At 65.1% G+C, this 17543-nt stretch carries 23 protein-coding genes; 16 read left to right on the top strand and 7 right to left on the bottom strand.

The genetic code is table 11. The features are described 5' to 3' along the window. Window positions 1-103: 103 nt before the first annotated feature. The 7 genes from AB3X94_RS32270 to AB3X94_RS32240 all read left to right on the top strand — a co-directional run bounded on the left by AB3X94_RS32270 (window position 104) and on the right by AB3X94_RS32240 (window position 6442). Complete coding sequence (locus tag AB3X94_RS32270) at window positions 104-610, top strand: PRC-barrel domain-containing protein (protein ID WP_176111432.1); 507 nt, start codon at window positions 104-106, stop codon at window positions 608-610. A gap of 100 nt (window positions 611-710) precedes the next feature. Beyond that, entirely contained in the window at window positions 711-1007 is a 297-nt protein-coding gene (locus tag AB3X94_RS32265) for a hypothetical protein (protein WP_368613650.1), read from the top strand. A 318-nt stretch (window positions 1008-1325) separates the two neighbouring features. Continuing rightward, window positions 1326-2219, top strand: a complete 894-nt coding sequence (locus AB3X94_RS32260; RefSeq protein WP_176111434.1) for a LysR substrate-binding domain-containing protein — start codon at window positions 1326-1328, stop codon at window positions 2217-2219. A gap of 164 nt (window positions 2220-2383) precedes the next feature. Then, window positions 2384-3133: an SDR family NAD(P)-dependent oxidoreductase gene (locus AB3X94_RS32255; RefSeq protein ID WP_368613649.1), complete on the top strand. Its 750-nt coding sequence runs from the start codon at window positions 2384-2386 to the stop codon at window positions 3131-3133. Between the two features lie 110 nt (window positions 3134-3243). Then, window positions 3244-4569: an MFS transporter gene (locus AB3X94_RS32250; RefSeq protein WP_368613648.1), complete on the top strand. Its 1326-nt coding sequence runs from the start codon at window positions 3244-3246 to the stop codon at window positions 4567-4569. 32 nt (window positions 4570-4601) lie between these two features. Beyond that, complete coding sequence (locus AB3X94_RS32245) at window positions 4602-5447, top strand: transketolase (RefSeq protein ID WP_176111437.1); 846 nt, start codon at window positions 4602-4604, stop codon at window positions 5445-5447. After that, on the top strand, window positions 5444-6442 hold the full coding sequence (locus tag AB3X94_RS32240; RefSeq protein WP_368613647.1) for a transketolase family protein: 999 nt from the start codon (window positions 5444-5446) through the stop codon (window positions 6440-6442). Before AB3X94_RS32245 ends, AB3X94_RS32240 begins: the two co-directional genes overlap by 4 nt. Window positions 6443-6482: 40 nt before the next feature. Here the strand turns inward: AB3X94_RS32240 and AB3X94_RS32235 are convergent, their stop codons facing one another. After that, a complete protein-coding gene (locus tag AB3X94_RS32235; RefSeq protein ID WP_176111986.1) occupies window positions 6483-6722 on the bottom strand; it encodes a hypothetical protein in 240 nt (79 codons plus the stop codon). A gap of 354 nt (window positions 6723-7076) precedes the next feature. Here AB3X94_RS32235 and phaZ point away from each other — a divergent pair, with 354 nt between their 5' ends. Continuing rightward, window positions 7077-8375 carry a polyhydroxyalkanoate depolymerase gene (phaZ, locus tag AB3X94_RS32230; protein WP_368613646.1) on the top strand — a complete coding sequence of 433 codons (1299 nt, stop codon included), beginning with the start codon at window positions 7077-7079 and terminating at the stop codon, window positions 8373-8375. Window positions 8376-8428: 53 nt separating this feature from the next. On the opposite strand, the gene AB3X94_RS32225 is transcribed toward phaZ, so the two are convergent. Continuing rightward, on the bottom strand, window positions 8429-8743 hold the full coding sequence (locus AB3X94_RS32225) for a hypothetical protein (RefSeq protein WP_176111440.1): 315 nt from the start codon (window positions 8741-8743) through the stop codon (window positions 8429-8431). A 208-nt stretch (window positions 8744-8951) separates the two neighbouring features. Between AB3X94_RS32225 and AB3X94_RS32220 the strand changes: the two genes are divergently transcribed. Together AB3X94_RS32220 and AB3X94_RS32215 are read left to right on the top strand one after the other, a co-directional pair. Further along, window positions 8952-9188: a type II toxin-antitoxin system Phd/YefM family antitoxin gene (locus tag AB3X94_RS32220; protein ID WP_176111441.1), complete on the top strand. Its 237-nt coding sequence runs from the start codon at window positions 8952-8954 to the stop codon at window positions 9186-9188. Then, window positions 9188-9565: a type II toxin-antitoxin system VapC family toxin gene (locus tag AB3X94_RS32215; protein ID WP_176111442.1), complete on the top strand. Its 378-nt coding sequence runs from the start codon at window positions 9188-9190 to the stop codon at window positions 9563-9565. The genes AB3X94_RS32220 and AB3X94_RS32215 overlap by 1 nt, the downstream gene beginning before the upstream one ends. A gap of 5 nt (window positions 9566-9570) precedes the next feature. Here AB3X94_RS32215 and phbB read toward each other — a convergent pair whose 3' ends face one another. Together phbB and AB3X94_RS32205 are read right to left on the bottom strand one after the other, a co-directional pair. After that, window positions 9571-10317 (bottom strand): acetoacetyl-CoA reductase, encoded by a 747-nt coding sequence (gene phbB / locus AB3X94_RS32210; RefSeq protein WP_176111443.1) that lies wholly within the window; start codon window positions 10315-10317, stop codon window positions 9571-9573. A 64-nt stretch (window positions 10318-10381) separates the two neighbouring features. Then, window positions 10382-10732 (bottom strand): polyketide synthase, encoded by a 351-nt coding sequence (locus AB3X94_RS32205; RefSeq protein ID WP_176111444.1) that lies wholly within the window; start codon window positions 10730-10732, stop codon window positions 10382-10384. 199 nt (window positions 10733-10931) lie between these two features. On the opposite strand from AB3X94_RS32205, the gene AB3X94_RS32200 reads away from it, so the two are divergent. Both AB3X94_RS32200 and AB3X94_RS32195 read left to right on the top strand, forming a co-directional pair. Then, a complete protein-coding gene (locus AB3X94_RS32200; RefSeq protein ID WP_176111445.1) occupies window positions 10932-11771 on the top strand; it encodes a universal stress protein in 840 nt (279 codons plus the stop codon). 23 nt (window positions 11772-11794) lie between these two features. Then, window positions 11795-12298: a universal stress protein gene (locus AB3X94_RS32195; protein ID WP_368613645.1), complete on the top strand. Its 504-nt coding sequence runs from the start codon at window positions 11795-11797 to the stop codon at window positions 12296-12298. A gap of 43 nt (window positions 12299-12341) precedes the next feature. Here AB3X94_RS32195 and AB3X94_RS32190 read toward each other — a convergent pair whose 3' ends face one another. Further along, the gene (locus AB3X94_RS32190; RefSeq protein WP_176121419.1) at window positions 12342-12803 is read right to left on the bottom strand and encodes a universal stress protein; all 462 of its coding nucleotides are present in this window, start codon (window positions 12801-12803) and stop codon (window positions 12342-12344) included. Between the two features lie 248 nt (window positions 12804-13051). Here AB3X94_RS32190 and AB3X94_RS32185 point away from each other — a divergent pair, with 248 nt between their 5' ends. The 3 genes from AB3X94_RS32185 (at window position 13052) to AB3X94_RS32175 (ending at window position 15481) form a co-directional block, all read left to right on the top strand. Then, window positions 13052-13459, top strand: coding sequence for a response regulator (locus AB3X94_RS32185; protein WP_176111448.1), 408 nt, complete (start codon window positions 13052-13054; stop codon window positions 13457-13459). 16 nt (window positions 13460-13475) lie between these two features. Next, a complete protein-coding gene (gene fnr, locus AB3X94_RS32180; protein WP_246392305.1) occupies window positions 13476-14258 on the top strand; it encodes a fumarate/nitrate reduction transcriptional regulator Fnr in 783 nt (260 codons plus the stop codon). Window positions 14259-14380: 122 nt separating this feature from the next. Further along, the gene (locus AB3X94_RS32175; RefSeq protein ID WP_368613644.1) at window positions 14381-15481 is read left to right on the top strand and encodes a PAS domain S-box protein; all 1101 of its coding nucleotides are present in this window, start codon (window positions 14381-14383) and stop codon (window positions 15479-15481) included. A gap of 33 nt (window positions 15482-15514) precedes the next feature. Here AB3X94_RS32175 and AB3X94_RS32170 read toward each other — a convergent pair whose 3' ends face one another. Next, window positions 15515-15985 (bottom strand): universal stress protein, encoded by a 471-nt coding sequence (locus AB3X94_RS32170; RefSeq protein ID WP_368613643.1) that lies wholly within the window; start codon window positions 15983-15985, stop codon window positions 15515-15517. A 121-nt stretch (window positions 15986-16106) separates the two neighbouring features. On the opposite strand from AB3X94_RS32170, the gene AB3X94_RS32165 reads away from it, so the two are divergent. Further along, window positions 16107-16385, top strand: a complete 279-nt coding sequence (locus tag AB3X94_RS32165) for a hypothetical protein (protein ID WP_368613642.1) — start codon at window positions 16107-16109, stop codon at window positions 16383-16385. Here the strand turns inward: AB3X94_RS32165 and AB3X94_RS32160 are convergent. Beyond that, window positions 16380-17369, bottom strand: coding sequence for a zinc-dependent alcohol dehydrogenase family protein (locus AB3X94_RS32160; RefSeq protein WP_368613641.1), 990 nt, complete (start codon window positions 17367-17369; stop codon window positions 16380-16382). The two genes, AB3X94_RS32165 and AB3X94_RS32160, sit on opposite strands and share 6 nt — an antisense overlap. Window positions 17370-17543 lie beyond the last annotated feature (174 nt).

Below are 17543 nucleotides of genomic sequence, written 5' to 3'. Positions count from 1 at the left end.
GCAGCCGTCTCGACACGGCATGGTTTTATTCTAGTCGTCGAATCCTGCATCAGGTACGCGTCTTGCGCAGCACAGGTATTCCGTGGAAATCAGGAGTTTCAACATGGACCTGCCCGATCCTCTCGACCCGAACGCCTCCTCGACTCCCGCACAGCCGGCCACCGGCGCACGGATCGCCGGCGGTGGCGTTGGCGATGGTCCCGGCCCCGACGTAATGGCCGCCGCCACGCTCGACGGCAACAAGGTACTGTCTTCCGACGGCCAGGACCTCGGCAAGATTTCCGACATCATGCTCGACGTGCGCAGCGGCCGCATCGCGTATGCGGTGCTGACGGAGGGCGCCATTCTCGGCATCGGCGGCACCTTGCACGCGATCCCCTGGCGCGCGCTGACGCTCGACACGGACCGCAAGTGCTTCCAGCTGGACGCCACGGCCGAGCAGGTGAAAAGTTCGCCGGGCTTCGACAAGGACCATTGGCCGGCGATGGCTGATCGCGCATGGGGCGCGTCGGTCCACCAGTTCTATCATCGCGAACCGTACTGGGAAGCCACACGCGGTGTCGTCGAAAGCGATCCCGCCGCACGCATCGATCCGACCACCGGGATCTGAAGAAGACCCTCGTCCCGACGCTCCAGCACCGCTATCTCACGCACGCCACCGTCTTGCGACGAGCACACGAGGCGCGGCGCGCGGCAAAGGAGAAACGACGATGATCCGACGCGCACTAGTCAATCGAAAGAACATATCCTTCGTCGCGTGGGTGGCAATCGGCACGGGTTCGGTGTTTCTCAGCCTTGCGCTTCCGCTGCCCGCGCTGGGCGCATTCGTAGTCGGCGCTTGTTGCGCGTATGCGGGGCGTTCCGGCCGGCGGCAGAGCGGGCATCCGGTCGCTGGCTTGCTGGAGCGCAAGCAACCAGAGGTCGTCGACGACGTGAATCAGCAAGCACCGGCGACGAAGTCGACGCGCGAGGCGAGCGAGACGGAAGACGAAGCGGCGACGCGTTGAAGCGCCGCATTCGCACGCTCATCGCCGGGCGGCGATCAGGTGATAGCGTTTGAGCAACGCATAACCGCGAAGCTTGCGCATGCCGTCAGGCGGCACAATAGGCGTATGACGGATGTCGAGCGAAGCTTGCTTGACTAGCGAGAACGCCGCGCAGATCGCCTGCGGCGAAGAAAAACGGATAATACACGGCGGTCTGTCTCCTGCGCAGTGGTGCACTGCGCCATATCGGTATCAGTGCGGCTTACGGGCAGAATGGCAGTGCGCATCACTCGCGAACAAGGCGGTTTCCTTCAACTGCAACTGAAAAAAAATTTCACTATGCGCATCCCACCGCTGAAGGCGATCATCGCGTTCGAAAGCGTTGCCCGCACGAAAAGCGTAAATCGCGCGGCCGACGAACTTGGCCTGACCGCGTCGGCGGTGAGTCATCAGCTGAGCAACCTCGAATCGATCATCGGGCAGGCGCTGTTCCAGCGCTCCGGCCGCGGACTCGTGCTGACGCCGACCGGCGAGCGTTATCTGGCCGACGTGACGGGCTCGCTCGCGGACCTGAGCCGCGCGACCGAACGCGCGTCGAGCCGTACCGACGTCGAGATCCTGCGCGTGCATTCGAGCCCGAGCTTCGGCCTGATGTGGCTGCTGCCGCGACTGTCTTCGTTCCAGGAAGCGAACGACGACATCCAGCTGAACGTCGCCTGCTCATACGAAAACGTGTCGTTCTCGAACGGCTTCTACGACATCGACGTGCGCCACGGCTACGGCAACTGGACCAACGTCGAAGTCAAAACGGTGCGCGGCGAGTTCATCGCGCCACTCGCGTCGCCGAAGTACCTCGCGCAACATCCGGTGAAGACGCCGGAAGACCTGCTGTCGCATCGGCTGATTTATTCGGAGTCGCCGCTCGTGCAGTGGAAACAGTGGTTCGGCAGGACCGGTGTCTCCGCCGCGCACAAGACCTTCGACTTCTCGTTCGACCGCTCGTACATGTCGCTCGAAACCGCGGCGCTCGGGCTCGGCATCGCGCTCGAAAGCCTGATGCTCGCATCGGTGAAGATACGCGAAGGCCTGCTCGCGCCCGTGTTCGACGCCAGCTTCGCGGTCGAAGTCGGTGCCCACCATCTCGTCTATCCGGCGCAGAACGCGGACCTGCCGCGCGTCGAGCGCTTTCTCGCGTGGATCGAGCGCGAAGCGGCCGCCGACTTGCGGGGCTGAATCCGCGTTTTCGTTCGCGTCCGGCTGCACGCCTGGCACAGCGCCGCGCGTGCGCTCCATCCGTCATCTGAATTTTTCTCAGCTATTGCTGAACGTTTCCGCGTTGATGCGGGCGCCTCGCGAGCCGACACTCTGGGCACCAGTCAACACACAGGAGACAAACCATGTTGCTCGAGAACCGGACCATCATCGTGACGGGTGCGGCGTCGCCGCGAGGCATCGGCAAGGCCACGGCCCGCGCACTGGCCGCGCAAGGCGCAAGCGTCGTGATCCTCGATCTGCGCCGCGAAGATGCGCAAAGCGCGGCCGCCGAGCTCGGCGCGAAGCATCTCGGTCTGGCTTGCGACGTAACCGACAAGGACGCCTGCATCGCGGCCGCGCGCGAGACGCTGCAGCGCTTTGGACGCATCGACGGTCTCGTCAACAACGCGGGCATCACGCAGCCGGTGCGCACGCTCGAGATCGGCGGCAAGGACTTCGACGCGATCGTCGACGTCAATCTGCGCGGCACGCTGTACATGTCGCAAGCGGTGCTCCCGGCGATGAAGGAGCAGAACGGCGGCAGCATCGTCTGCATGTCCTCGGTCTCGGCGCAGCGCGGCGGCGGCATCTTCGGCGGCCCGCACTACAGCGCCGCGAAAGCGGGCGTGCTCGGCCTCGCCAAGGCGATGGCGCGTGAATTCGGCGCGAACCATATCCGCGTGAACTCGATCACGCCGGGCCTCATCCATACGGAGATCACGGGCGACAAACTGACGCCCGCGATGCGCGAGGACATCATCAAAGGCATTCCGCTCGGCCGGCTCGGTGACGCCGCGGACGTCGCGAACGCGTGCCTGTTTCTGCTGAGCGACCTGTCGAGCTACCTGACGGGGATCACGCTCGACGTCAACGGCGGCATGCTGATTCACTGAAACACTGCGCGCCGCCAGACGGTGCAAGCAACGCACCCGGGACACTATCCGGGGCACGTGGCCGCGGGCACGCGCAGCAGCGCCTGCCGTGGCGCACACAGGAGACATCGATGAAAGCGAAATACACCGCGACCGTTGCCGGCGACGTGATGCCGCGAAACGACGAACTCACGTTCGAAGCGCGGACCTATGCGAAAGTCGCCCGGCGGCTGATTCCATTCCTGATGCTGTGCTACCTCGGCGCGTATCTGGACCGCGTGAACGTCGGCTTCGCGAAGCTGCAGATGCTCAACGATCTGCAATTCAGCGAAACGGTGTACGGGATGGGCGCCGGCATCTTCTTTCTCGGCTACTTCCTGTTCGAGGTGCCGAGCAACGTCATTCTTCATCGCGTCGGCGCGCGTCGCTGGCTTGCGCGAATCATGCTGACGTGGGCCGTCATCTCCGCGAGCTTCGTGTTCGTCAGAACACCTACCGCGTTCTATGTGCTGCGGTTTCTGCTCGGCGTAGCCGAGGCCGGCTTTGCGCCCGGCGTGATCCTTTACCTGACCTACTGGTTCCCGGCGCAGCGTCGCGCCAAGGCGTTGTCGCTGTTCTTCATGGCGATTCCGCTCGCGGGCATCATCGGCGGACCGCTGTCCGGCGCGATCATGCATTCGCTGCACGGCGCGCTGTCGATGTCGGGCTGGAAATGGCTGTTCCTGCTCGAAGCGCTGCCGTCGCTCGTGCTCGGCATCGCGATTCTGCTGTATCTCGACGACGGCATCGCCAAAGCGAAGTGGTTGAACGATGCGGAGAAAACGCTGCTCGCACGCAACGTCGCGAACGATGCGCAACAGACGGTCACGCACGTGTCGATTCGCGACTTCATCGGCGACCGGCGCTTGTGGCTGATGGCCGCGATCTACTTCTGCGTGGTGCTGGGCCAGTATGGCCTGACGTTCTGGCTGCCCACGATCATCCGCAAGGCCGGCGTCGCCGATCCGTTGCTGGTCGGCCTGTTCACCGCGATTCCGTATCTGTGCGCGATCGTCGCGTTGCCGCTGATCGGCATGAGCGCGGATCGTCGCCGCGAGCGCCGCTTTCACCTGGCGATTCCGATGCTGGTCGCCGCCGCCGGCTTCGCGACGTTGCCGCTGCTTGGCAGCGTGGGTGCGTCGATCGTGTGTCTGAGCGTTGCGTCGGCAGGCATTCTCGCTTCGTCGTCGCAGTTCTGGTCGCTGCCGACCGCGCTGCTCGGCGGCATGTCCGCGGCGGCCGGTATCGCCGCGGTGAACTGCTTCGCGAATCTGGCGGGCTTCTTCTCTCCGGCGATCGTCGGCTGGCTCAACGATCTGACCGGCAAGTCCACCGCCGGGCTGATCTTCATTTCCGCCGCGGTAACGCTGGGCGCCTTGCTGGTCTTTCTGGTGCCCGCGCGATCCGTGAACCGATGAACCCCTTTCTCGACCTGCTACAGGAGTTACCGATGGACACTGAGACCATCACCGAGTCGGTCACGCTCGCCGAGCGTGCGTACCGCATCCGCCGCAACGCGTTGCTGATGGGCGAAGTACAGGGCCAGGGCTATATCGGCCAGGCGCTCGACATCGCCGACGTGCTGGCCGTCGCCTACTTCGGCGCGATGCGTTACCGCGCCGAAGACCCCGAATGGGAAGGCCGCGACCGCTTCCTGCTGTCGAATGGCCACTACGCGATTGCTTTATACGCGGCGCTGTTCGAAGCCGGCATCCTGCCCGCCGATGAACTCGAAACCTACGGCAGCGACGACAGCCGTCTGCCGATGTCCGGCATGGCGAGCTACACGCCCGGCATGGAGATGTCGGGCGGCTCGCTCGGCCAGGGGCTGACGATCGCCGTCGGCCGCTGCCTCGGATTGAAGCGCAAAGCGTCGGACTCCTTCGTCTACACGCTGTTCTCCGACGGCGAACTCGACGAAGGCGCGGTCTGGGAAGGCCTGATGTCGGCCGCGCACTGGAAGCTCGACAACCTGATCGCGATCGTCGACGTAAACAACCAGCAGGCCGATGGTCCATCAACGCAGATCATGGCGTTCGAGCCACTCGTCGACAAGCTCGAAGCATTCGGCTGGTACACGCAGCGCCTGGACGGCAACGACATCGACGCGGTGAAGCGCGCCTTCGACAACGCGCGTCATCACGACAAGCCGCAACCGCGCATCATCGTCTGCGATACGAAGATGGGCTGTGGCGTGCCGTTCCTCGAAGCGCGCGAAAAGAATCACTTCATCCGCGTCGATGCACACGAATGGCAACTCGCGCTCGAAGCGCTCGAAGCCGGGAGACAAGCATGAGTACCGTTGCAAATAAGCCGCGCCTTAAAACCTCGGCGATGATCGCGTCGATTGCCGCCGAAGGACAGGTCACGCGTTCGGCGCCGTTCGGTCACGCGCTGGTCGAACTGGCGCGCACCAAGGCGAGTGTGATCGGCATGACGGCCGATCTCGGCAAGTACACCGACCTGCATATCTTCGCGAAGGAATTTCCGGACCGCTACTACCAGATGGGCATGGCCGAGCAACTGCTGATGGGCGCGGCCGCCGGCTTCGCGCACGAAGGCGCGCAGCCGTTCGTCACGACCTACGCGGTGTTCGGAACGCGCCGCGCGTACGACTTCATTCATCAAACGATCGCCGAAGACAATCTCGACGTGAAGATGGTCTGCGCGTTGCCGGGCCTGACGACCGGCTACGGCCCGAGTCACCAGGCGGCCGAAGATCTCGCGCTGATGCGCGCGATGCCGAACATGACGGTGATCGATCCGTGCGACGCGCTCGATATCGAGCAGATGGTGCCGGCCATTGCCGCACACGAAGGGCCGGTCTATGCACGCCTGTTGCGCGGCAACGTGCCCGCCGTGCTCGACGAATACGACTATCGCTTCGAATTGGGCAAGGCGAAGCTGCTGCGCGACGGCAACGACGTGCTGCTGATCTCGTCGGGGATCATGACGATGCGCTCGCTCGAAGTCGCGAAGGCACTCGAGGCAGATAACGTCGGTGTGGCGGTGCTGCACGTGCCGACCATCAAGCCGCTCGACACCGTGACGATCCTGCGCGAAGCGAAGCGCACGGGCCGCATGGTGATCGTCGCGGAGAACCATACGGTGATCGGCGGACTCGGCGAAGCCGTGGCGCGCACGCTGCTCAGCGCTGGAGTTGCGCCGCCGTTCCGGCAAATCGCGCTGCCCGACGCGTTCCTCGCCGCTGGTGCGCTGCCGACGCTGCACGATCTGTATGGCATCTCCACTACCGCGATGACTGCGACGATCAAAACGTGGCTCGATTGACGTCGCACGTTGTCATGACACCGCGCGGGCCTCATCGGCTTTACACCCCGATGGTCCGCGTCGTCTTCAGCGCGATCCATGTCATGCCTTCGCGCAGCCCTTCGAGTACCGCTTCTCTTTCCACGGCGAACACCTGCGATTGCTGAAAGGTGCGTTCGAAGTCACCTTCGGGCGACACATGTTTGACATGGATCGTCGCCTGAAACCCGCCTTGTTGCGCCTCCTCCGTGTGGACACTGACGGACCAGGTCCCTTGCTGCGCGTTTGCTGATATGGCCATTGGATGCTCCTCGGGTTGTTGCGAGCGGCTGCCACCGTCAGCGTAGGTCCGTGCAACGCCTGTCTCGTTGATCCAGGTCAAGTGTCAACGCGAACCGTGAGTCACGCTCGACGCCGATCGATCGCCCGATGCCTTCAGCTTCGCTTCAGATTCACGCTAGCGCGTGAAAACCCTGCCGGGAAAACGCGCAACGACCCGTGCATGTCAGATGCTAAGGCGCCATGCACCGCGCTCGCATCGATTTCAGGCCCTCGCGCCGAAGTTTCGCGGTAAGCTTTTGCGACGTACCCGCGTCACGAGTTCGTGCCGGTGCGGCAACGCTGCCCTCATGATCGACGAACGCCGGGGTTCATCATGTGGTACGCCTTTATCGACGCACAACAACGCCTCGCTCGCGCGATGGTCAGGAGAGTTCTAACCGATTCGGGGTCGATGCCGAGCGCGCAAACGGGCTGGCCCAGCCCGAATCATGCGGCCGACGCGTTCAGCCACTGGCTGCTGAGATCGACCTGCGCTTTCGAGCGAACGCCGCCATTCGCGATCCACTCGGTTGCCGTCGACGGTCGCCGCGTGAGCGTCGACGAAAACGTCGTCGCCTCGTTGCCACTCGGCGCGCTGCTCAGATTCAAGCGCAACCTGCCTACACCACCTACTGACACCAAACCGCCAGTGCTATTGTGCGCGCCACTCGCCGGACATCACTCGGTGATGCTGCGCGAGACCGTCGAGACGCTGCTCGAAGAACGTGACGTATTCGTGACCGATTGGACCGATGCGCGCGACGTTCCGCTCGAAGCGGGCCCGCTATCGCTCGACGACTACGTGCAGGCGCTCGATAGCTTCATCGGCACCGCCCGCGCGTTCGGGTCGCCGGTTCATGTGGTCGCAATCTGTCAGGCGAGCGTGCCCGCGCTCGGCGCCGCGGCGCTGCTCGCAGTGGACGCGGCCGCCCCGCTTGCGAGCATCTCGCTGCTGGGCGGCCCGATCGATACCCGTTTGAACCCAACCGTCACGGACCGCTTCGCGAGTTCGCATACGCTCGAGTGGTTCCACGATCATGCGATCGATATCGTTCCACCGCCCTATCGCGGCGCGGGACGTCTCGTGTATCCGGGATTCATCCAGCAGGCCGCGATTTTTGCCGCGCATCCGGAGCGGCAGTTGCGGCTGGAAGCGGACTACTGGTCCCGCTGGCTCGCCGGCGACATCCCCGGTGCGCAGCGGGCGCTGCGCTCGGCCAACGAATATGCGGCGGTCCTCGATATGACGGAGTGCTACTTCCTCGACATGCTTCGCGTGGTGTTTCACGAACATCTGTTGCCGCGTGATTTATGGTCGGTCGCCGGGCGCCGGGTGCGGATCGCCGCGCTGCGCGATACTCCGCTGTGCACGATCGAGGGCGACAGCGACGAGATCACCGGCGCGGGGCAAACACATTGCGCGCATGCGCTGTGCGATACATCGCCGATGCGGACGGCGCGGCAAATCACCATCGAGCAGTGCAATCACTATGACCTGTTCATCGGTCCGCGTTGGCGCGATGCGGTTTATCCGGGCCTCTGCGAATTCTGGCGCGATGTCGAACACGCCGCGTCGGAGGTTTGCCAGCCGCGCCGCGAGGCCAGGGGTTCGGCGGACCGCAGACCGGCGTGAGGTGGCCGCGACAACGCCGGCAGTCCGCGCGTCACGTCACGACGCCAGTTTGCTCAGTTCCCGCGCTCCATGCCGATCGCGGCTTCCAGGGCCAGTTCCGCCACATCGAACGCGCGGCGGATCGCCGCTTTGGCGTCGTCGTCAGCGCAGTGCGCGATGGGCTTGAGTTCGCGCGCGGGCGTGACGAGATCGAGCCGCACGTCATACAGCGGACGCGCCGATCCCGGGCGCAATGCCTCGATGGCGAGATGGCAGTGCGACACGAGCGCGCCAAACCGCGCGAGACGCACCAGTTGCGCACCTGCTTCCGCTTCGAGCGGTGCGGCACCCGCGAAACCAAGGTAGACGATCTGCATATCAATGCCCATCTTCGCCTCCCGTCGCAAGTGTCGAACGGACCTGTTCCACGCAAATGCAAGTCCAGGCGCTCGCTATGGGCTTATCTTGTTCCTGTCGGAGTGGCGGTCATTGACGTGGGTCAAGCGCGGTGAAGGCAGTGTGGCAATCAGCTAGTGATAGTCACGTGACTGCCATACCGGACCGGACTAACATGGACTTAGCCCACTAGGAGCAGTTATGCAGACAGTCAATATCCACGAAGCAAAGAGCCAGTTTTCGCGCCTCGTCGATGCCGCGGCCAGCGGTGAGGAGATCGTGATCGCAAAGGCCGGCAAGCCGGCAGCGCGGCTCGTACCGATGGAATATGCCAAGCCCGTTCGGCGGTTTGGTGGACTGAAGGGGAAGGTTCGCATTGCGGACGACTTTGACGCACCCTTGCCCGATGACGTTATCGCGGCATTCGAAGGCCGTTGATGCGACTCCTTCTCGATACGCACGTTTTCCTCTGGGCAGTCACGGACGATCGCAAGCTGACCAAAGCTGCCCGTAAGCTGATACTCGATGCAAGCGAGGTCTTCGTCAGCAGCGCGAGTATCTGGGAGGCCTCGATCAAAGCCGGTCTTGGAAAGCTCGAGGTGGACGTCAATCTCCTCGTTTCTGAGATCGAAGCGAGCGGCTTTCTGGAATTGCCCGTGCGGGCAGTGCATGCCGCTCTGGTTCGAGATTTGCCCGATATTTACAAGGATCCATTTGATCGGCTTCTGGTCGCACAAGCTCTTTCGGAGCCGTTGCGCTTGCTGAGTTCAGACGGCCACCTGTCGAAATACACAGACCTGGTTATCGCCGTCTAGGACACTCAATGCATATGCATCCCCCCATTGATCGCAATATCGGCACCGGTGATAAAAGCCGCTTCGTCGGAGCATAGAAACGCGATCAACGCCGCCACCTCGTCCGGACGTCCGAGCCGGCCGACCGGGATCTGCGGCAGGATCTTCGTGTCGAGAATCTCGCGCGGCACCGCTTCGACCATCGCGGTCGCGAGGTAACCGGGCGACACGGTGTTCACCGTAACGCCGTGCTTCGCGGTTTCGAGCGCAAGCGCCTTGGTAAAGCCGTGCACGCCCGCTTTGGCCGATGAATAGTTGGTTTGCCCGTAGGCGCCGCGCGAGCCGTTGACCGACCCCACGTTGACGATACGGCCGTGGCGCCGCTCGAGCATGCCGGGCAACAGCGGCTTGGTCATGTTGAACAGGCCATCGAGATCGGTGCGCAGCACGGCGTCCCAGTGCTCCTTGCTCATTTTCGCGAAACTCGTGTCTTGCGTGATGCCGGCGTTGTTGATCAGCACGTCGACCGCGCCTAGTTCTGTCAGCACGCGTTGCGCGCAGCGCGCGCAGGAATCGAAGTCGGCGATGTCGGCTTCATATGCGTGAAAGTCGCGCCCCGTGTCGCGCTCGTGCTGCAGCCAGGTCGGCACGTGATCGTTGTGCGTCGAGTGCGTCACCGCGACCGTCATACCCGCGTCATGAAGCGCCCGGCTGACCGCCGCGCCCAAACCGCCCATCCCGCCTGTGACCAATGCCACGCGATCCGTTCCCATCTGAACTCCTCCTTGCCGTGTCTGCCATTGACGGTGCGCACGCCGGCTTTGCCGGCCCGCGCGGCTAAACGACGCCCGCGAACGGCAGCGCGTTCTGCGAGCTCCACCACCACGCGCTCAAGCCGCCCGCGAGCGGCGCGACGCCCGGCGCGATGCCGTACGCCGCCTGCCACCACGCAGACCACGCAGCGCAAGCGCGGTTCGCCGCGTCGAACCACTCCGCCTCGCGCTGTACGGCGAAGGCGATCGATTTGCTCCAGTCGGCGAAACTCCGCGCCGCGTACTCGCGCGCCGCGCCCTGCGCGGTCTGATACGCCGACGCGTAATCGAACCAGCCTTCGGGCTGTCCGGATGCCGTCGAGGTCCATGGTGAAGCGAAGCGTCCGAGCGGCGCGTCGGATTCGGATGCCATCATCGCTGCCCTCCAGAGGACAGCATAGGATTGCCAGGCGCGGTTGCAAACCGTCGAGCGCGTCTGCCACCGTATCGAGCTCGCGACGGCCCGCGCTTGATCTGCATCAACAGCCTCGCCCGCCGGGCCCATAGACTCCATTTGACGACGGGCGCGAGCCCGCTTGCGCCCGTTTCCCACGTTCTGTCACGGAGCTTTGGCGATGAGCTACAAAAGCATTCTCGTTCACCTCGATACGAGCGTTCGTGCACATCCGCGTCTCGAGATCGCATTGCAGCTCGCACACCGCTTTCATGCGACGCTGACCGGCCTGTTTTCGACGTACGTGCCGCCGCGGCACGCGTTCTTCGTGATGGCCGGCACCGCCGACTACTATGCGGAGCACGAGCGCCTGCGCCACGAGCGTGCCAGCGCGCTGGAGCGGCTGTTTCGCGCGGAACTCGCGCGCGCGAACGTCGACGGCCAGTGGATCGCCGCGAACGGCTATGCGAACGACGTCGTGCCGCCCTATGCGCGGGTCGCCGATCTGATCGTGCTCGGCCAGCCCGACCCGACCGACCCGGACGCGTTCGTCGCCGAACAGTTCGTCGAGCACATCGTGCTGTCGGCCGGGCGGCCGGTGTTGCTGGTGCCGTCGAGCGGCACCTTCGCGGCGCCCGGCCGCCACGCGCTGATCGCGTGGGACGGCAGCCGCGAAGCGACCCGCGCGATCCACGACGCGCTGCCGTTCCTCGCGCACGCGGCCAAAGTGACGCTGCTGACGGTTCATTCGTCGGCCGATCGTCCGCCGCAGGGCACGGCTGCCGGCGACGACATCGCACTCACCGTCGCGCGTCACGGCGTGAGGATCGACGTGCGCGAGCTGAGCGTCGCGGACCGCGCGCCGGTCGGCGACGCGCTGCTGTCGCAGGCGGCCGACCTCGGCTGCGACCTGATCGTGATGGGCGCCTACGCGCATTCGCGTCTGCACGAAGTCGTGCTGGGCGGCGCGACGCGCACGATGCTCGAATCGATGAGCGTGCCGGTGCTGTTGTCGCACTGAAGTGCGCGCTTAAGGAGCCCGCCATGTTTCACCGCCTACTCGTCGCGCTCGACGGCAGCGCCACGGCCTCGCGCGCGTTCGACGCCGCGCTGACCCTCGCCGCCGAATCTGGCGCCGAGCTGATGCCGCTGTACGTGATCGACGTACCCATCATCGCTTACGACGCGCCCGGCTTCGACCCTTCCACGATCGAGGACGCGTTCATCGAGGAAGGCAAGCGGATCGCGGCCGACGCGCAGAGCCGGATGAGCGCACGCGGGGTCAAGGGCACGGCCCGCACCGTCGAAGCCGCGACCACCGGCGAAGACGTCGCGCATCGCATCGTCGAGACGGCGCGCGAATGGCACGCCGATGCCATCGTGATGGGCACGCACGGCCGCCGCGGGTTTCAACGGCTGATGCTCGGCAGCGTCGCCGAGCGCGTGCTGCGCCGCGCCTGTTGCCCGGTGCTGATGATTCCCGCGCAGGCGAGCGGCGCGACGCGCGTCCAGCCAGCCCCGGACAGCGCCGACAGCGGACCCGCCTGAGCGAACTCGCCTGAGCCGCTAGAAACTGGCTCTGGGCGGCGCTTCAGGGCCGAGGGTGGGCTTGTTCGTCATGCCGCACGATCAGCACCGGTATGTCGGTCGACCGCACCAGCGACTCCGCGACGCTGCCGAGCAGAAAGCGCTGCACGCCACGGCGGCCATGCGTGCCCATCACGATCAGATCGGCCTGGATTTCGTCGGCGACGCGCGCGAGCACCGCCGACACGTTTTCGGCGTAAGCGTCGATCACCCGCACGCCGCCCGGCACCTGCGCCTCGCGCAACAGCTCGCGCGGGCCATCGAGCGCGCGGCTGGCGAAATCTTGCGCCGCGCCCGCCGGTTCCGGCTCGAAAGCCACGTCGGCATTGTCCGACCACTTGCCGTGCCCCACCACGCAGCAGGCTTCGAGCGTGGCGCCCGTCAGCTTCGCGAGCTTCAGCGCCTCGGCGAAGGCGCGCTGCGCGCTGGGACTGTCGTCGAGTGCAACCAGAATTCGTGCATACATGTCGGACTCCCTCTGAAAGCGCTGGCATGACCCGAAGTGGTGCCCTCGCGCGTTTGCACCGACAGTGTGAAGCGCGCCCCGCCACGCGGCTTGACGCAGGTCAACGGGCCGCCGCTCGGCGCCGCCGCTGCTGGACGACATCGCCAGCAACCCACTAGGAATAATCCTACAACCACTACCTGAACTCCTAGCACCGCTTAAAGCGCTGCCGATATGTTTCCAAGATTAGGTCGCCAATACTGGTTGGTATGGACACCGCCCCATCAGCCACCTTATCGAGAGTCTTCCTCGTCGACGATGCGGTCGAGGTCCGGCGCCGGCTTGCTTGCCTGATCGCGCTGATTCCCGGCATCGAAATCGCCGGCGAGTCGGCGGGCGTCGAGCACGCGTTCGACGACATCGTCGCGAGTCGCGCCGATGTCGCGGTGCTGGACCCGTGCTTCTCGGGCAAGACCGACCTCCTGCTGCTCGCTGCGCTAGCGCGGGTGCGGCCGTCCATCGTCAGCATCGTGCTGACCAATCATGACGCGACGGCGTTTCGCCGCGCGTGCGAAGCGGCGGGCGCCGACTTCTTCTTCGACAAGACCTCGGAGTTCGAGCTCGCCTGCCGCGCCATCGAAGCGATTGCCTATGCGCGTCGTGCGCACCGGGTCTGACCGCGAGGAGCCGATCATGCAAGTTGCCGCAGTCCGTGAACCCCGCCACGACGCGCCTCGCACCTCGCACGTCGTACCGATCCACGTCGCGCCCAGCACCGCGGCGGCACGCCATGCCGTCACGGGCTGCTCCACCTGCGCGATGCGCGCGATCTGCATGCCGCCCGAGCTGACACCGGACGAACTGAGCCGGCTCGATGCGTTGATCTGCGCGACGCGCTCGATCAAACGCGGCGACGCGCTGTATCGCGCGGGCGACGAGTTTCAAAGCATCTACGCGATACGCGCCGGCTCATTCAAAACCGTGGTCATGCATCGCGACGGTCGCGAGCACGTGACTGGCTTCCAGATTGCCGGCGACTCGCTTGGCCTCGACGGCATCGGCGAGGGCAAGCAGAATTGCGATGCGATTGCGCTCGAAGATAGCGTCGTGTGCATCATTCCGTTCGCGCAGCTCGAGGCGATCTGTCGCGAGATCAAACCGATGCAGCATCACATCTATCAGATGATGAGCGGCGAGATCGTGCGCGAATCGAGCCAGATGATGCTGCTCGGCACGATGACCGCCGAGCAGCGCGTCGCGACGTTTTTGCTGAATCTGTCGAAGCGCTTCAAGGCGCGCGGCTTTTCCGCGGCGGAGTTTCATCTGCGCATGACGCGCGAGGAAATCGGCTGCTTTCTGGGCATGAAGCTCGAAACGGTGAGCCGGATGTTCTCGAAGTTCCAGCGCGAGCACCTCGTCAAGGCGAACGGCAAAACGATCCGCATCGAAGATCCGGAACGACTGGCTCGGGTTTGAGCACCGGCGCGACGCTCGCCCCACGTTCGTTCGCGGGACATGCTGGGTGGAACAGGCGCTCCTGAACTGATATAACTCAGTGCGTTGCGGTACGCGACCTTGCGTGGCCGCCTGGAGGAGCGATGGGTCTATCGAGCGGCGAGTCTTCCTGCTTCACCAGTGCTGCGTCCGGGTCGGACGTGTCCGTCGAGGATCGCTATTTCATGTTGGTCGAGGCGGTGCAGGACTACGCTATCTTCATGCTGGACCCCGCCGGCCGCGTCACCAGCTGGAATCCCGGCGCACAGCGCATCAAGGGCTACACGCCCGAAGAAATCATCGGCCAGCATTTCTCGAAGTTCTATACCCCGGAAGACATCGCGGCCGGCAAGCCCGCGCGCGAACTGGAAACCGCCGCAGCCGTAGGCCGCGCCGAGGACGAAGGATGGCGTGTGCGTCGCGACGGCTCGCGTTTCTGGGCTAATGCGGTCGTTTCCGCCGTGCACGATGCGTCGGGCGCGCTGCTCGGCTTCGCCAAGGTCACGCGCGATCTGACCGAGCGCATGCGTCTCGCGGAACTCGAACGCGCGAGCCAGGTATCCACGCACGCGCACATCGCCCGTGAAAACGAGCAGAAACGGATTGCGCGCGAACTGCACGACGATCTCGGCCAACGGCTGACGGCGCTAAAAATGAGCGTCGCGCTGCTCGAAGCGAAGCTGAACAAGCAAGCCGACACTGAGCCGCTTGCGGCGCAAACGCGTGAGCTGCAACAGCAGATCGACTGGATGGCCGCTTCGCTGCGGCGCATCGCCGCCGATCTGCGCCCCCCGCTGCTCGACGACCTCGGACTGGCCGCCGCGCTCGACTGGCTGGCCGAAGACTTCACGAAACGCTACAACGTGCGCTCCAGCGTGCATCTCGAACCCGCCGAGCCGGTATGCGGCGAATTCGCGGCGACGGCGCTGTTTCGCATCGTTCAGGAGGCGTTGACGAACGTCGCGCGGCACGCCAAGGCGAGGCGCGTACGCATCGACATGACCTGCGCGGGCCCGATCGTATCGCTCGATATCGACGATGACGGCGTTGGTGTCGGGCTGGATCATGCGCAGGGAACAACTTCATTCGGGCTGCTTGGCATTCGCGAACGAGTGCGGCAGTTGCGCGGCAACGTGTCGTTCATCAGCTCGCCGGGCCATGGTTTCAGGATCTCGATCCAGATACCAGCCGACGCGCTCGTGTAGTGCTCCCACGCCGCCGCGCCCCGCTACCGCGGATTACTCCTCGGGCGCTTCCTCGCTCATCTGCTCGCGCATCAGCAACACCGGACAGGTCGAGAAACGCAGCACCCGCTCCGCCACGCTGCCGATCACGAGGCGCCGCAAGCCGCGTCGCCCATGCGTGCCCAGCACGAGCAGATCGGCGTGGACCTGCTCGCCGTGGCGCAGCACGATCGTGGCGACATCGTCGGACAGGCTCTCCGACTCGACCATCGCGGGCCGGCAGCGCACATCGGCGGCGGCGCAGGCCTGCTCGGCCTCCTCGAGCACCGAGTGGCCGTCCTGGCGCAATGCTTCGACTAGCGCGAGCGGGTCGTAATAGCCGGCATAGGAAAAGATCGGCGTCTTGTCGACTACATAAACCGGATGCACGACGGCCTTCGTCAACGCGGCGAGAGTCACCGCTTCTTTCAGCGCGCGTTTCGAGAAGCTACTGCCGTCCAGCGCGACGAGGATATGTTGGTACATGCCGATTCTCCACTGAGGTTGGATTTGTCAACGTGCGTGGCGCGCCCCTGCTACAGATAAAAGGGCCCGCCCGCACTGCCCGGATGCGGCGTGCCGCGCGTATGCCGCGGCGGTGAGCCGCGTGCTGGTCGCGGTCGACGAGACGAAAGCGCGCATCCGCGGCGACGAACTGCCGGGCGACATGCGTGGCGAGCGCGAGTCCGGTGCCGCCCGCGGACGCGATCATCACGCGGTGGAAGGTGTTGCGCTCGGCAGCAGTGTTCATCGGCTTTCCTCGGATCGTCGCGTCGCGCCTCGGACCGAGACGGGGCGCCCAACGGTGCGCGCTTACATAATGAACGCCGGCGCAGCGGGCGGCTTGATCTGCATCAAGCGACCATGGCTCGCGAACAAATCATGAGCGGACCGCGAGCACGGCCGCGCCGGTCAGCTTGCCGTGGCGCAGATCGTCGAGCGCGCGGTTCGCGTCGCGCAACGGGTAGGTGGTCGTCTCGATCGCGAGCCGGGTCTCCGCGGCGCTGCGCATGAACGCAAGCCCATCGTCGCGGGTCAGATTGGCGACCGATACGACGCGCCGCTCGCCCCACAGAAACGCGTACGGGAACGACGGAATGTCGCTCATATGAATCCCGCCGCACACCACCACGCCGCCCTTCGCGACCGCCTGCAGCGCCAGCGGCACCAGTGCGCCGACCGGCGCGAACAGCAGTGCGGCGTCGAGTTCGCTGGGCGGCGCCTCGTCGCTGCCGCCCGCCCATGTCGCGCCGAGGCGCAGCGCGAGTTGCTGGGCCGCGTGATCGCCGGGACGCGTGAACGCATAGACGGTGCGCTGCCGGTGACGCGCGACCTGCGCGACGAGATGCGCGGCCGCGCCGAAACCGTAGATGCCGATCCGTTCGGCGTCGCCCGCCATGCTCAACGTGCGATAGCCGATCAGACCCGCGCACAGCAGCGGCGCGGCCTCGATATCGCTGTAGTGCGGCGGCAGATGGAAGCAGTAGCGGTTATCGGCGACCGTGCGCTCGGCATAGCCGCCGTCGATCGTGTAGCCGGTGAAGCCGGCGTCTTCACAGAGATTTTCGCGGGCGGACAGACAGTAGCGGCAGTGACCGCAGGTGCGCCCGACCCACGGCACGCCGACCCGTTCGCCCACGTTGAAACCGCTGACGCCCGCGCCCAACTCGGCCACCACGCCGACGATTTCGTGGCCTGGAATCACCGGCCGCTTTGGATGCTCGAGGTCGCGATCGACCAGATGCAGGTCCGTGCGGCATACGCCGCAGGCATGAACGTCGATCAGAATCTCGCCGGCGCCGGGCCGCGGGTCCGGCACTTCCCGCTCGGTCAGCGTCGCCGAGCTGCCGTCGAACACCATCGCTCGCATCGGGTTTCTCCTTCAGACGCTTCGGTGGCGGCACGCTGACGTCATGCAGATCGTGAGCTGCGCGCCGCTCTCATCAGATCAGCATAGGCGTGCCATTGTGTCGCGCGATCGGTCGCCGCCCTAAACCGTTTGATCGAGGTCAATAAGGGCCGTTTCGCCGCCCGTACACTGATC

Origin of the sequence: Paraburkholderia sp. BR10923 (assembly GCF_040948765.1) — a bacterium.
Taxonomy (GTDB): Bacteria; Pseudomonadota; Gammaproteobacteria; order Burkholderiales; family Burkholderiaceae; genus Paraburkholderia; species Paraburkholderia youngii.
This window is presented reverse-complemented; position numbering and strand designations above follow the sequence as displayed.

Excerpts from the sequence above, each read along its gene's own strand:
- AB3X94_RS32240 (WP_368613647.1), top strand. The coding sequence starts at position 5,444 with ATGAGTACCGTTGCAAATAAGCCGCGCCTTAAAACCTCGGCGATGATC.
- fnr (WP_246392305.1), top strand. The coding sequence starts at position 13,476 with ATGCAAGTTGCCGCAGTCCGTGAACCCCGCCACGACGCGCCTCGCACC.
- AB3X94_RS32175 (WP_368613644.1), top strand. The coding sequence starts at position 14,381 with ATGGGTCTATCGAGCGGCGAGTCTTCCTGCTTCACCAGTGCTGCGTCC.
- AB3X94_RS32260 (WP_176111434.1), top strand. The coding sequence starts at position 1,326 with ATGCGCATCCCACCGCTGAAGGCGATCATCGCGTTCGAAAGCGTTGCC.
- phbB (WP_176111443.1), bottom strand. The coding sequence starts at position 10,317 with ATGGGAACGGATCGCGTGGCATTGGTCACAGGCGGGATGGGCGGTTTG.
- AB3X94_RS32225 (WP_176111440.1), bottom strand. The coding sequence starts at position 8,743 with ATGGGCATTGATATGCAGATCGTCTACCTTGGTTTCGCGGGTGCCGCA.
- AB3X94_RS32195 (WP_368613645.1), top strand. The coding sequence starts at position 11,795 with ATGTTTCACCGCCTACTCGTCGCGCTCGACGGCAGCGCCACGGCCTCG.
- AB3X94_RS32250 (WP_368613648.1), top strand. The coding sequence starts at position 3,244 with ATGAAAGCGAAATACACCGCGACCGTTGCCGGCGACGTGATGCCGCGA.
- AB3X94_RS32235 (WP_176111986.1), bottom strand. The coding sequence starts at position 6,722 with ATGGCCATATCAGCAAACGCGCAGCAAGGGACCTGGTCCGTCAGTGTC.
- phaZ (WP_368613646.1), top strand. The coding sequence starts at position 7,077 with ATGTGGTACGCCTTTATCGACGCACAACAACGCCTCGCTCGCGCGATG.
- AB3X94_RS32185 (WP_176111448.1), top strand. The coding sequence starts at position 13,052 with ATGGACACCGCCCCATCAGCCACCTTATCGAGAGTCTTCCTCGTCGAC.
- AB3X94_RS32215 (WP_176111442.1), top strand. The coding sequence starts at position 9,188 with ATGCGACTCCTTCTCGATACGCACGTTTTCCTCTGGGCAGTCACGGAC.
- AB3X94_RS32255 (WP_368613649.1), top strand. The coding sequence starts at position 2,384 with ATGTTGCTCGAGAACCGGACCATCATCGTGACGGGTGCGGCGTCGCCG.
- AB3X94_RS32205 (WP_176111444.1), bottom strand. The coding sequence starts at position 10,732 with ATGATGGCATCCGAATCCGACGCGCCGCTCGGACGCTTCGCTTCACCA.
- AB3X94_RS32270 (WP_176111432.1), top strand. The coding sequence starts at position 104 with ATGGACCTGCCCGATCCTCTCGACCCGAACGCCTCCTCGACTCCCGCA.
- AB3X94_RS32200 (WP_176111445.1), top strand. The coding sequence starts at position 10,932 with ATGAGCTACAAAAGCATTCTCGTTCACCTCGATACGAGCGTTCGTGCA.
- AB3X94_RS32190 (WP_176121419.1), bottom strand. The coding sequence starts at position 12,803 with ATGTATGCACGAATTCTGGTTGCACTCGACGACAGTCCCAGCGCGCAG.
- AB3X94_RS32220 (WP_176111441.1), top strand. The coding sequence starts at position 8,952 with ATGCAGACAGTCAATATCCACGAAGCAAAGAGCCAGTTTTCGCGCCTC.
- AB3X94_RS32160 (WP_368613641.1), bottom strand. The coding sequence starts at position 17,369 with ATGCGAGCGATGGTGTTCGACGGCAGCTCGGCGACGCTGACCGAGCGG.
- AB3X94_RS32265 (WP_368613650.1), top strand. The coding sequence starts at position 711 with ATGATCCGACGCGCACTAGTCAATCGAAAGAACATATCCTTCGTCGCG.
- AB3X94_RS32245 (WP_176111437.1), top strand. The coding sequence starts at position 4,602 with ATGGACACTGAGACCATCACCGAGTCGGTCACGCTCGCCGAGCGTGCG.
- AB3X94_RS32170 (WP_368613643.1), bottom strand. The coding sequence starts at position 15,985 with ATGTACCAACATATCCTCGTCGCGCTGGACGGCAGTAGCTTCTCGAAA.